This window comes from Zooshikella ganghwensis (assembly GCF_018263875.1).
GTDB classification, from domain to species: Bacteria; Pseudomonadota; Gammaproteobacteria; order Pseudomonadales; family Zooshikellaceae; genus Zooshikella; species Zooshikella ganghwensis.
On the sequence record NZ_JAEVHG010000004.1, the window covers coordinates 208,937 to 221,681 of the forward strand.

General features: G+C 38.6%; 10 protein-coding genes. 4 read left to right on the plus strand and 6 right to left on the minus strand.

The features are described 5' to 3' along the window. The first annotated feature begins 513 nt into the window (after positions 1–513). Positions 514–1,155, plus strand: coding sequence for a site-2 protease family protein (locus tag KHS79_RS08560; protein ID WP_051311732.1), 642 nt, complete (start codon positions 514–516; stop codon positions 1,153–1,155). A gap of 81 nt (positions 1,156–1,236) precedes the next feature. Here KHS79_RS08560 and KHS79_RS08565 read toward each other — a convergent pair whose 3' ends face one another. Beyond that, positions 1,237–2,478, minus strand: coding sequence for a chitinase (locus KHS79_RS08565; RefSeq protein WP_212718289.1), 1,242 nt, complete (start codon positions 2,476–2,478; stop codon positions 1,237–1,239). A gap of 656 nt (positions 2,479–3,134) precedes the next feature. Next, on the minus strand, positions 3,135–4,595 hold the full coding sequence (locus KHS79_RS08570) for a DUF3360 family protein (RefSeq protein ID WP_212718291.1): 1,461 nt from the start codon (positions 4,593–4,595) through the stop codon (positions 3,135–3,137). Between the two features lie 585 nt (positions 4,596–5,180). On the opposite strand from KHS79_RS08570, the gene KHS79_RS08575 reads away from it, so the two are divergent. From KHS79_RS08575 to KHS79_RS08585, 3 genes are read left to right on the plus strand one after another with little or no spacing between them, the layout of a single operon-like run. After that, entirely contained in the window at positions 5,181–5,747 is a 567-nt protein-coding gene (locus tag KHS79_RS08575; RefSeq protein ID WP_212718293.1) for a phage tail protein I, read from the plus strand. After that, positions 5,747–6,442 carry a tail fiber protein gene (locus KHS79_RS08580; protein WP_212718295.1) on the plus strand — a complete coding sequence of 232 codons (696 nt, stop codon included), beginning with the start codon at positions 5,747–5,749 and terminating at the stop codon, positions 6,440–6,442. The genes KHS79_RS08575 and KHS79_RS08580 overlap by 1 nt, the downstream gene beginning before the upstream one ends. Before the next feature lie 10 nt (positions 6,443–6,452). Beyond that, positions 6,453–7,148 (plus strand): hypothetical protein, encoded by a 696-nt coding sequence (locus KHS79_RS08585; protein ID WP_212718297.1) that lies wholly within the window; start codon positions 6,453–6,455, stop codon positions 7,146–7,148. A 933-nt stretch (positions 7,149–8,081) separates the two neighbouring features. Here the strand turns inward: KHS79_RS08585 and KHS79_RS08590 are convergent. The 4 genes from KHS79_RS08590 to KHS79_RS08605 are packed head-to-tail and all read right to left on the minus strand — an operon-like array spanning position 8,082 to position 12,729. Continuing rightward, a complete protein-coding gene (locus KHS79_RS08590; protein ID WP_212718299.1) occupies positions 8,082–8,786 on the minus strand; it encodes a hypothetical protein in 705 nt (234 codons plus the stop codon). Beyond that, complete coding sequence (locus KHS79_RS08595) at positions 8,773–9,804, minus strand: alpha/beta hydrolase family protein (protein WP_212718301.1); 1,032 nt, start codon at positions 9,802–9,804, stop codon at positions 8,773–8,775. Before KHS79_RS08595 ends, KHS79_RS08590 begins: the two co-directional genes overlap by 14 nt. Then, positions 9,797–10,666: a DUF4123 domain-containing protein gene (locus KHS79_RS08600; protein ID WP_212718303.1), complete on the minus strand. Its 870-nt coding sequence runs from the start codon at positions 10,664–10,666 to the stop codon at positions 9,797–9,799. Before KHS79_RS08600 ends, KHS79_RS08595 begins: the two co-directional genes overlap by 8 nt. Next, positions 10,663–12,729, minus strand: a complete 2,067-nt coding sequence (locus KHS79_RS08605) for a type VI secretion system Vgr family protein (protein ID WP_212718306.1) — start codon at positions 12,727–12,729, stop codon at positions 10,663–10,665. Before KHS79_RS08605 ends, KHS79_RS08600 begins: the two co-directional genes overlap by 4 nt. Positions 12,730–12,745: the final 16 nt, after the last annotated feature.

A 12,745-nucleotide genomic window follows, 5' to 3' on the forward strand; every position in this document is an offset into this window, starting at 1 on the left:
AAAGTGTGGCGAATAATGTGTAATGGGCACCTATTGATTGATAGTCCTTTTACCAAGGAGAGTTAATAAGTAAATATTTTTTGCTTAAAGAAAAATATTTCCAACATATAATGAGTTGGTACGATATTAATAATTACATGGTGGTGAGATAAAATATGTGAAAATAATCAAATGAATTGATACTAAAACAAAATACATAAGATAAAGTATAAAACTACGAAGTGGTTAGAATTAATTACTTTGTCTATTTCATGGAATGAATATAGCCTTCACGAATGATTCTGTGGTTTTGTTATCATCTCTCTTAACCCCAACGTTTTAGGTTTGAATTCCCCTCTTTTATCCTTCGACATAATCTGCCATGAATAAGCGATTAATCAGTGCTGTAACGCGTGTCAAGAATTGATTTTTACCCTGTCCTGAGTACAATAGCACCTTGTGTTATTACATACTTAAAGTACATAGCCTTAATGGTTAGCATGCTATTAGGTATGACTTAAGGAATCGAAGTACATGTTGCAGTTGCTTTATCACGGTCAGATAGCCACATTTATCCTATTCGTTATATCTCTCATTATTGCTTTTACTTTTCACGAGTTTGGCCATGCCTATGCCGCAAAATACTACGGTGATCGCACTGCGGAACAACAAGGACGAGTATCGTTAAGCCCACTAGCGCATATTGATCTCATGGGCTTTCTCATGGCGCTGTGTGTAGGTTTTGGTTACGCCAAACCCGTTCCGACGAATCCACGAAATTTTACCTCACCCAATGCAAGCTTAGTGGTTGCTGCCGCAGGGCCAATGATGAATTTACTGGTAGCAATAATTGCTATCAACCTTTATATGTTTGGTGTCCAAAATGGCTTGGAAATGTTTGCAGGTGAAGGTCCTGGTATCTTTTTCACAGGGTTAGCTGTTTTAAACCTTATTCTCATGGTATTTAATCTGCTGCCTATTGGCCCATTAGATGGCCACTATATATTGCCTTACTTGCTGCCCAAAAAGGCAGGAATAGCGTATCAAGTGCTTAATCAACGTTACGGAACAATGCTATTTATTGGGTTAATGCTATTAAGTTTAGCGGGATTGCCTATTTTCAGCTTTGTTTGGATTATGGGGCAGTCAATTTTACCTTATATTACGTTTATCTAGGCGAGATTAAGATAAATTAAACCTCAGTCATTGGTTGAGTGACTGAGGTTTTTTTATGTATACCCTTCGCTGTGGGTATATCTAACTCTCAGGATCAATGACTAAATCATCAAAGTGGAGTTGAACACATTTAATATAATCGCCTGTTTTTAGAGCTGTGAAAGGTGTTTGATAGCTCACGAGCTTACAGGCATAGCTTTTACCTGAAGGGGTTGAAGGGTCCCACCGCCAGTCCTGTTCCCAGTAGATATTAAGAGCACCACTACCAAACTGGTCAAAGCGTTTCATATTCGCACAACCCAGCACTTCATCATCAGGGATACTATGTTTTAGGTGCTTGGCAAACGCTTGGTAGTAATGTATTCGATTCACTGACTGCCTGTGTTCTTTGGCACCGCCACACTCGATCCCACCATTGATAATATGGGTAGTTACCCCAAAACCAGGAACTAAACCATTATCGCGATCATGCTTATTGGGCTGCCAGGTGCCATTAATCACATGATACATGCTGGGCTTGGGTGGTTGAGGGTGCATAAAGAAAAATACAGCGCTAGCGATGTTAAGCCAGGTATCAGCTACTTTTTCTGGATGATCGAGAAGAGGTCTGAAACTGCCAAACATCGCATCAGAAAATGGACCGTAATTATAGTTATAGCTAAGTTGTTTAGCACCTCGACCAAAGTAGCTTTTAAAGTAACCATCAGGAAACTTGCCACAGGGCCATGTTTTTCCCTGCCATGTGTCAGGATTACACTCTGCGTTATAACCACCTCTCATATCTTCAGTCCAACCAACTTCCCTTACATAATATAACCCTTGTCGCCACTCAGGTAGCTCCCAGTTAGGTGCATGAGCACCTGTTTCTTGGGTAAAGTGTGCAAACATGGTTATCAATGACTTTTTACAAAATTTATCAGCATAGGAGATATTTGGTGTATCACCGCAAAAAGCTGGGAACTTTCCAACAGCTTGTAAAAAATGTTTATAGGTATAAGCACTGTTTCTTTTACTAAAAAGAAAATTCCATTCATCTAAAGAGACGAGAGACTCTACCCGTTTAACATTGTCAGGATTTTTGGGATTGCCAGGTTGAATAGCATCAACTTTATTGTTATCGAGAGTTATGATTGATGCTTTTACTTTATTCATGAGAGGCGTGTCAGTTAATGCTTTTTCTTTCTTTTTTAATTCACTCAATGGAATGGTATAAAGCTTTTGTTGAATGGGCGGCGGGTCTGTCTGGTAAGCCAATGTGGTTGATATAACAAAAAGAGAAGTGACTGCCGTGCAATACATTAAATATGCATTGGAATATTTCATTTTACTTTCCTTGTAAATAAGAAATGAAATAGCTCAACAAGCTAGCTTGATATATACCCTTCACGAATGAATTCTAGGTTTTGTTATCTTCACTCCTCACCCCAATCTCCTATTAATATAGGCTCACGGGGCTTCGTCACTCGATGGTCGCACCTAAAAACCATTCGTATTGGGTATAAATAACGCTAAATGACTTATAATTTTTATTAAAAATTTGTTTCACAAAAAAAGTTTTAAATATAGCCTGTTACTTATATAGTGTAGTGGCGAAAATAAAATCTCCTTGAGTGATGTAAAAGGTATGCAAGGGAGTCTGTTAAAATGTAGATTAATTTTGGGGAGGCGGGTTAATAATATTTGACTATATATACTAATCAGTACGTTTTTAGATTGTTATGATTCGAAAGTAATGTTAACAGGCCCTAGGTAAACTGGGTGTAAAAAATAGTTTATGATGGATTTACGTCGTATTTAACGGGGCGTTATGCAGATTTTATAAAAGTGATTAAACTGTAGTATTCAGTAAATCTAAAATTGTTTTTTTATCGTAGCGAATTGCTGGAGCCAGCAGAAGACCATCCTTAGTCTCTACTGTTAACGATGTTTCTAGCAGGCACTGCACCCTGCATAGTTAGCTGAAATTAGCGAGTTACTGCTTAATTACCAATCAGTGCAGGAATGCCTGGCAATTGACCCACAGCTGCCAGTGAACCCACACAGATAACAAAGGCTATGCCGGGAATCAGGTACTTGTCTTTGGCAGATAACTCTTTGGCGCGCTCGTGATCACCAATCAGACCCATGTTATCCAACAACATGGTGGTTGCCCAACCGAATACCGGGTTAACGTAAGCGCAGGCAAAAATACAGATACCAGCGCTGAGTGAGTCTTTATGCTTATGGATCATCTGCATACCCGCTTCCAGCAATGGAAGGAATACTCCGACGATTAACGCCACACGCAGAACCGGCTCCCACATGGCTAGATCCATTGGATAACCAATTATTGATGCCAGCACACATAAAATACCAGTCAGCAGAGCGCCACCGGGAATTGGACGTTTAGCGATAGCGGCAGGGATCATGTATGTACCCCAGGATGAAGCCAGGTTACCACCACCCAGGAAGGAACCTACACCCTGACGAATCGATGCAGCGACCATAGTGTCATCCACATCCATCAGCACACCTTTAGCTTCTTTTGGATAGTTCAGTTCTTGAAATACTCGATGACCCAGATAGTCAGGTGACCACATTGCAACGGCTAACAGCGCAAAAGGAATAACAGCAATAAAGTGCTCCAGGTTAGGCCAGCCAAGCTGCCAACCAGTGTCTTCACCCCACCAGTAGAATGGATTGAAATTTGGCAAGCCAGGCTCGGTGGTAAAGGCAAAATCAGCCCCCATGCTATATGCCACTATACCAGCTAAAGCTGAACATAGCGGGATCGCTAGCCAGCGTTTGCCAATCTTAGCGAGGTAGGCATAAATCAGCACTGTCACACCGATGACTGCGAAGGAGATATAACCCTGGTCACTGGCTGTGGCCCAGGCTTCAGTCTTGTTGATTTGTCCAATCAGGCCGACCGCACCGAGATAGATGAGCAGTCCTCCTCGGACACCAACCCCCGTGAGAGTCATTAACTTTGACCCCCCTTTAGTGTACGCAAGTATCAAACCGAATACACAGACCATGATTCCCAGTGCCAGGGGATGTCCTCCTGCAGCAGCAATCAATGGAATCAACGGGATCATTGGGCCGTGGGTACCGGCTAAGTTCGCATTGGGGTTGAGAATGGCGGAAAACAGAATGACAAAAAGTGCTCCGGCAATCAGTAATTCATAACGAACGTTTTCCGCCACAAACTCAGGAGACAAACCAAACTGGGCAGCAAAAGCGGCTACCATCGCGGTCACCATCACCACTTTACCTATGGTAGCTGCTAATGCAGGTACCCAGTCTTCTATTTCGATGGAATAATCACGGAAGGGGAGGTGAATACCCCAACGACGAAAACTCATTATTTTAAGATCGTGGTTCAAAAACTCCTCACGGCTTTCGAACTCTTGCGACTTACGGCGCTTGTCACGGTAAAATGTCGTGCTTTTCTTGGACATATATTTTCCTATAATTTTTTACGGGGGATTGAACCACGCATAGCAAAATAGACTTACAAACTACTCGTTATTTGTTGTTTATTGATCTCGATCACTTTTTGATCATGTTAAAATAAAAAGCCCAGACTAAAAGTCTGGGCTGAGCGTAAAAAAGTTTTAATTACCATTTTTATGGCAAATTTGGTGTATAAATTTTAATCGCAAACATAAGAAAAAACAATTATTAATAGTAGCCAAGCGCTAAATAGCGTTGTGGGAACTGTCACAAAAGTTATTTGGTTTAAGAAATAAAGTTTGATTAAAATTATTTAATCACTGTTTAATTAATAAGTTAATGAGGCTATCCAGTAAGCCTTATTTACAGTTGTATACTTTGAAGCACCTACTTGTCAGTATGCTCACTCTATTAATAAGTGAAATATTTCACCTAAATACCATAGTGAGCTCGTGTTACATTACCTTCAATGAAATCACAAAGCCCTTTCCCAAAATACTAAGCAATAGACTTAAGGGAGTCCTTAATAAATTGCCAAGGCTGAAAGCGCTGCTTTATTTGCAATTGATCATGGGAAGAGTAATGAAAAAATGACTAATAAATTACTACCAATAAATTCAACACTTAAAGAATGTGCGCAAGAGCAAGCAGTGGCACGTTTGGATAATATACCTGTTGGGATTGGATTATTATGGAATCCCGATGAGTGTCCTATAAAATTATTACCTTGGTTAGCCTGGACTTTATCTGTTGATGAATGGGATGGTAATTGGTCTGAAGATCAAAAGCGTCAAACAGTACAGAAAAGTTTTGGTGTTCACGTTAAAAAAGGCACAGTTGGCAGCGTTCGGCGAGCACTAGCGGCAGCAGGTTATGGTGATGCCGTTATTATTGAAGGACTGAATGCACAGCAATATAACAATAAAATTTTATATAACGGGCGTTATTTTCATGGTGATAGGGGGCGTGAATGGGCAGTATATAGAGTCTATCTTCACCGTCCAATTACTATTACTCAAGCTCAACAAGTGCGCCGATTATTATCGCAAACTGCACCTGCTCGTTGCTATTTAGCAGGTTTGCACTATGACCAGGCTTTACATATTTACAATTCTACAATTTCTTATGATGGAAGTTTTTCACACGGAGTAGCTTAATGGCACATTTATCTGAAATAAATGAATATGAAGAAGGTATTTACCAACTTGAAACAACTGATCCTGTAGTGGCAGGACCTGATGGTATTTCTAATCGTCAAGCTAAGCAGCTTGCGAATAGAACAGCATGGCTAAAACAACAAATTGACAAGTTAATATCTGATGTTGATAAGTTGGGAGTTACTGACGTTACAGGACTGCAAGCTGCATTAAATTCTAAGCTAGATGTAATGGGAAAGGCTACAGATTCAGAACGATTAGATGGCAAGTGTGGAAAAGTGTATGCACCTCCTGGTGCAGTCATCGCCTTTGCCGCAGATACCCCGCCAGAAGGGTGGCTTGAATGTAATGGCGCTGCTTTGTCTCGGATATCATATGCCAACTTATTTAGTGTAATTGGTACTGTGTTTGGTGAAGGTAATGGTTTAACAACTTTTAATTTGCCAGATTTGCGCGGTGAATTTATCCGTGGTTTTGATAATGGTCGTGGGATTGATGAGAAGAGGCAATTAGGGTCATATCAAATGGATGAAATTAAGTCACACGATCATTCGATTGTTACTTTTAAAAACTTATCTGGCGGTTCTGGAGGTGGTGGTGAGTGGTTCGATAAATCATCTACTGTAACAGGTAAAACAGGTGGAAACGAAACGAGGCCCCGTAATTGTGCGATGCTGTATTGTATTAAATATTAAGGAATAAATAATGACAATTGTATATAGCTATCACTCTAAAACGGGTGAATATTTAACACAAGTGATAGCTCGATCTGACCCTCTAGAAGGAAAGCCTCTGGTAGCAGCATATGCAACACTTGAGCAGCCTCCTATGGTAAAAGAAAATGAAGTGGCTGTCTTTAAAAATAATCATTGGATAGTTTTACCAGACTACCGTGGTATTGAATATTGGTTGCCTGATGGTACTAAGCATCAAATAAAAGATATTGGGGTTTTAGAACCTACTGAAGCTATGCATACACCACCTCAAGTAGCGTTGAAAAAAATTAAGCAACAGATATCTAAACAGTTAAAAAGCATTAGCAATGTGGCAAGAGAAAAAGTTTCTAGTTATTCTGGAAAGTATGCTCTTATGGGTTGGAATGACAAAATTCAACGAGGACAGCGTGTACTGGAAGATTCCGCAACTGATCTTGAAATAGCGATTTTACAGATGGAGTGTGAGGCTAGGGGAAACAATGAAACTCCAAAGATGCTTGCTAGTAAACATATAGAGTATTATAAAACTCTAGCTAAGAACCTTGCTATTATCGATGGTGCAGAGTTTAAAGTGTTGACAGAAGTCAAAACGAAACGAAGCGAAAAGGTACTAAGTAATTTAGTGCAGGTTTTCCAAGAAAAAGTAAATCAAATAGTTGAAGATTGTGAAAGGTTAGTAATTTGAGTTGGTAGAGAGTAATGATTAAATACTACAATATTTTATTTGTAATAATCAGGTGAAGATAGGTTTTTATAAACTGATTTATTATAATTGCTTGGGTAGGTTTATATTAATAAAAATGAATTGAGTATGGTTAATAAATTATATTTTAGATGGTTTTACCGTAAACAGTGAATAGATAATTCTTATTGAACATGTTGAGAATTAATCTATAGTAACTGGGTTACCACTTCATAGCAGGCACATATAATAATTACTATTTAATGAATAGAGATTGTGCTGATGCAATGCATGATTTAATTTGTTCTTCCTGCAGCAGAAGACCATCCTTGGTCTCTACTGCTCACGGTGCTCCCGGCACCTGCTTCACAAACTAATTCAAGCATTGCAGGCTCACTTTGTAGTAACAAATCAATCGCTTTTAAATAAGCAGTAGTGATAATTCAGAGTGTGACTTGATAATATCTAGGCTGGATAACGTACATCGAACTGTTTGCCGCAAGGAAGCGGCAACCAAGCCTCCAGGGAGGGATTTACGGCGTGTTTGATGGGCGCTATGCAGCCGTTGGACAAAGGGGGGGCTACAGAGAATAAGCTTTTTGAGTTTGGTTGGCTTATAATCCATGTCGACTATTAGCTATCTACATGAAGATATATTTAATGAATTCTTGTTGATCATAAAGAATGAATGAGTAGAAAGTTGTGCCTATCCACCATACCCAGTAAAATTTATACAGAGTGATGCTATTCGGTTTTAATTCTATTGAAGCCAGCTTGACAACTACAAACACAAAAACGTTCACCGTAAACAGAATAAGTGGCAAAATAAGCTCAATACCTGTATGACCCATGCCTGGAGGATGAGTATATAAGATTATGGATAAGCAAGAAAAAAATAAAGTAAATAAAGTGTATATGAACAACATAAATATAAGCCTATAATACTCCTTCCATACCCGTATCTTCATCTAGAAAAAAATGTGGAAATGGGACAATGTTTCTGCAGATAGGCTTATATAGTGGCTCATTTTTCTCGTTGTTCTTTAAAAAGCTGCCATGGTTTAGTAGATATTTAATATCGTAGGGTTTTATGCTTACAAGATCAGTTTCTTTTGTATAAGTTAGAAATCCTTGATATGAATTGCTTATATTGAATGTATAGCTATTAATTTGTTGAGTGTATATTTCATCAAGTAGTAGTATGGGTACCATGTATTCATAAAATGATATGTTACCCATTTTATATCTTTCATTAGAGCTATTTAAGTAAACCCTTTTGCCATCTTTGTTTATAATTGAGTATAGAAAAATAAACGGGAATCCGTGACTTCTCTTAACGTTATTGTAATAAGTGTTGACTACTGGAAGAGGAGTGCTATTGCCGAGTATAGTCTCTAATTTTTCTGAAAAAGCTACTATTGCATATACATTTCTCTTTTTTATAGTTGAGCTGTTTGTGTCTATTTTGCCTGTATCAAAATAGTTGCTATCTAGTTCCTGGTGGGGTGTGCAGTATGATTCTGTAGGTGGAGTAATAGCAAGCCCTGTAAGTTGGGTTTTATAGTTTTGCAATGTGCAGCCAGAAATAATGACTAAATTTACAATAAAAATGGGAAAATGATGAAATTTAGTTTTTATCATTAAATATTATCTCTTCAGTATTGGCTCCACCTAACAAGTCAAACCTTTGTTGGAGCATAAAAAGAAAACGAGAATGTGAATAGCTCGACTCTAAATAGTTATCTGCTTTTCCTTTTGGGTAGGTTCCCCACTTATTTCCAATAGTGACAATTATTTTATCATCAATAAATGAATAATCTTGATCAGAAGGTACAGAGTTGATATTAATCCACCTGAATGACCTATCTTTAAAATTTGGTTTAGTATAGCCAACTGGGTCGACTGTTACGAGTAAGCTAATTCGATTTATGTCTACTGCTAAGTGAGAGGCTGTATCTCCTCCCCAACTATGACCAATGATATTTACGGCTTTCTTAGATTTTAGTTCATTTAATATAATTTCTTTACCATGATCGTATTCATAGTGTTCAATAAAACCAATTTTGTGGAAGGTAATAAGGTCAGAATATAATTGATATGCATCCAGTGTGTTTTTATGAAGTATACCTCCATCTCCTGCGCCACCAACAAATAAAGTATAAGTATCTAATGGAATCTTTTGTATTTCTAAAATTGACTCTGTGTTAGTGAATATTATATAGCTCTTTTTGTTATTCGTTACTCTATGAATACTTGGTAAGATAACTTTTTCTGGTTTGTTTTGCTGAAAAGAAGTAATTACTTTTGTATATGAAGCAATTAGTACACCTAGTTTTCCAATTAAATGGTGTTTGCCTGTTTCTTTTGCCCATTGTGAAGTAATATTTCTAGGTTTAAAGTAATCAGGGTTTTCTGTTCGGGCTAGCTCTAATAATTTTTCGGGATTTTGTATTTCAATCTTGTATGCGCCTTTAATGACATCTTTAAAAGAGATTCTGCCAATTGCATTAGTTTGAGCTTGTAAAGTTATCTCAGGATTGTCAACGTTTGTCAATTTAATATCAATGTTTCTATAAGGCTCTTTAACTTCATCAAGTAATGTTAAATCTATCCAAGATTTTTCAGGGCACGAAATACCATTAGTTGAAAAACTAGTCATTTTTTACAAACTCCGAAAGATAATCTAATACTTTATCTGGAGGAACAGTACCTCCTCTAATTATCTTGTTTTTTGGCGTGGCATTTTCAAATCCTTCACCCGCAATTACAGTTAAGTCTATTAGCTTATATATTTGATCTTCATTATTAAACCCAAGCGCTTCTGATCTTGCTACTGTTCTGGTTGCAAAACACTCTAGCTTTCCTTCTTCATTAACAATTCCTTGAGCAAACTGAAAATGATTGCTCCATAAATAACTTGTGATATTTGTATGTAAGATCTTCATGTTTATGAGTGATGGAATATTAAGGTGTTGGTCTTTTATAATCCACCATGGAGATTTTTGTGGGCTGGGTGTTGTAGCTCTACGATTAACAACAGTCTTCCAGTCAGTATTAGATATGTGAAAAAACGAAGAGTTGATTGGGCCCAATAACTCATTTATTTCATCTTGAGTGCAGTTATTCAAATAATTACTAAATATTTCTCCATTGTAAAATCGAAAAATTACTTCGTCTTTTTGTGGAGAGTATGCTGTTACAAGATTCTTAAAATATCTATAAACATCATCAATATCATTATTTGATAAGCCTATCCAAAACCAACCGAATATATTTAGCCTCTGAATCGATCTAAATAACGCAATATTGTTAACTTCTAAGATAATTGGACTAACATCCCAGGTTTCTTCAAAAAAATTGTACTCACTAAATAGGAACCTATATTCAGAACTTGTTAATAGTATGTAAAGCTCCTTAAGCTTTTGTTTAGGCATATAACCATCTATAAAAATATAGATATTTTCTAGCCTATTTTCGATCATGCTATAAATATTTTCGGTTTGAATATTACTGTTTTTCATCGTTTATTACTGCAGACTTTACAAAAGGGTACTTTCAATTTTGTTGCTTGAGCCAAGGAGTCTCTTTGGCTGTAATTATTTTTACTAACTTCTTTTTTAGTATCAGTTTTTTTGGCTTTAGTTGTAGTTTTTTGTGAACGACCTTGATCTACCTCTTCCGCAAGGGCGGGTCGCTCAGGTGTGATGATATTGACGGGTGTGGGGATTCCAGGTCCTTTGACATGGATGGTTTTGCCATCAATAAATACGCCTTTCTGGTTGACAGTAATGGTGCTTCCACCGGCTACAAAGGTGACTTCGGTATCTGACTCCAGTAATATTTTTTGGCCGGATTTAAAGTTCATATCTTTGGCTTCTATCCGGTGCTCACCATTAACCTGTATGTGGCGGCTATCCAGCACCGTCTCGTTATAATCACCTTTTACGATCCGCTCGTGATTTTTATCTACTTTTATATGCTGGTCTTGTTTTATATGTTTGAAGTCATGTTGATGGATTTCAACACTATTATTACCGACAATATGTTCACGACGGTCATTTTTGATGCGGACATCCAGGTCTTTTTCTGCCGTGACCATTATCACTTCCTGGTCCTTTTTATCTTCAAAGGTGAACTCATTAAAGCCGCCACCACCATGGGATGAATTGGTTTTAAAGCCAGAGCGGGTTTTATGGTCAGGAAGTTTATAGGGTGTTTGATGCTTGCCATGGTAGACAACGCCCGTTACTACGGGGTGGTTAACATCGCCATTTAAGTAGTCAATGGTAACTTCCTGGCCTATGCGGGGAATCACCATACTGCCCCAACGATCTCCGGCCCAGGTTTGCATGACCCTGACCCAGCGTGATGAGTTTTCATTATGTTGGCCTTCCCGATCCCACTTAAACTGGACTTTTACGCGTCCGTATTCATCGGTGTAGATTTCTTCGCCAGCCGGTCCAGTTACAACGGCAGTTTGTTTACCTGGCATTTTAGGGGCTTTGTGCCGTTGCTGAGGGCGGTATGTTGTTGTTTTGGGTATGAAAACGCCACGTGAGCGATAATAGGCGCCATCACCTACAGCATATTCATCAGAGTCTTGGGGTTGGCGACCTTCATGCACAACTTGAGTAATAATGTAGGCTTGATTAACTTCTTTAACTGGGTGGTCTTCAATTGCCGCTGTAAAACCGGGAATCATCGTGCGATAAGTGCCGCCTACCGTAGCAATGGTTTTCTTGACTTGATGCATTTCACAGCGAATTTGGGCATAACGCTGTCCTGCTTCTATCGTCTTATAATTCCCAGGATAAATATGCTCAACTGTTGTGGGGTCACCCAGTGTATGCTCAACTTCGAGGTTTAACCGTGGTTTATGAAAGTTATAGTCCCGCATCACCACCTTACCGATGGTATCGTTTTGACTGTATTTCACAGTATCTAGACAGTCACCATCAGGTACCATACCGGTTTTCATATGAAAACTCAGTGTGTCACCAACAATTGGCGCTAAACTTTCATTTCGGTCTACAAAAATAAGTTTATGGCTGTCAGCAGTATGCTCGAAGTAATAAAAAATACCTTCTTTTTCCAGCAGGCGGGCAATAAAATTGAGGTCAGATTCATTAAACTGCACAATATAGGTTTCTTTTTCATAATCGTCTGTAAGCCGAAACTCGAAATCGATACCCTTTTGTAGCTCCGCACGAATGAGAACTTGCTCAACAATTTCAGGTACCGTGAGTTTTTGATAAGTACGACAGTCTTCTCGATATTGAAGAAACCAAAGTTTAGGTACAACTTTTACGTGGTATTCGGTATAGCGGTTGCCAGGGCTGGCTTCGGTTAATGAAGCAACCATACCGTGAATTATGCGGTCTTCTTCCTCACCACGAATGGTGATACAGGCAGGCTTTCGAATAAGGTTGAGATTCCCTAATTCAGGATGACGACTCATTAAGCTGATTTCGATACTGTAAGGGTCAGAAATCCCTTCAGCACCATTGATCTCTGTGACCATTAATTCGGCATGGCAGCCAGAGATATCCAACAAAAATACACTACGATTAGCACCCAACTTCATGACATCGCCTTACCAA

Bases quoted from the DNA above. Each gene is read 5' to 3' on its own strand.
- KHS79_RS08560 (WP_051311732.1), top strand. From the start codon at position 514: ATGTTGCAGTTGCTTTATCACGGTCAGATAGCCACATTTATCCTATTC.
- KHS79_RS08565 (WP_212718289.1), bottom strand. From the start codon at position 2,478: ATGAAATATTCCAATGCATATTTAATGTATTGCACGGCAGTCACTTCT.
- KHS79_RS08570 (WP_212718291.1), bottom strand. From the start codon at position 4,595: ATGTCCAAGAAAAGCACGACATTTTACCGTGACAAGCGCCGTAAGTCG.
- KHS79_RS08575 (WP_212718293.1), top strand. From the start codon at position 5,181: ATGACTAATAAATTACTACCAATAAATTCAACACTTAAAGAATGTGCG.
- KHS79_RS08580 (WP_212718295.1), top strand. From the start codon at position 5,747: ATGGCACATTTATCTGAAATAAATGAATATGAAGAAGGTATTTACCAA.
- KHS79_RS08585 (WP_212718297.1), top strand. From the start codon at position 6,453: ATGACAATTGTATATAGCTATCACTCTAAAACGGGTGAATATTTAACA.
- KHS79_RS08590 (WP_212718299.1), bottom strand. From the start codon at position 8,786: ATGATAAAAACTAAATTTCATCATTTTCCCATTTTTATTGTAAATTTA.
- KHS79_RS08595 (WP_212718301.1), bottom strand. From the start codon at position 9,804: ATGACTAGTTTTTCAACTAATGGTATTTCGTGCCCTGAAAAATCTTGG.
- KHS79_RS08600 (WP_212718303.1), bottom strand. From the start codon at position 10,666: ATGAAAAACAGTAATATTCAAACCGAAAATATTTATAGCATGATCGAA.
- KHS79_RS08605 (WP_212718306.1), bottom strand. From the start codon at position 12,729: ATGAAGTTGGGTGCTAATCGTAGTGTATTTTTGTTGGATATCTCTGGC.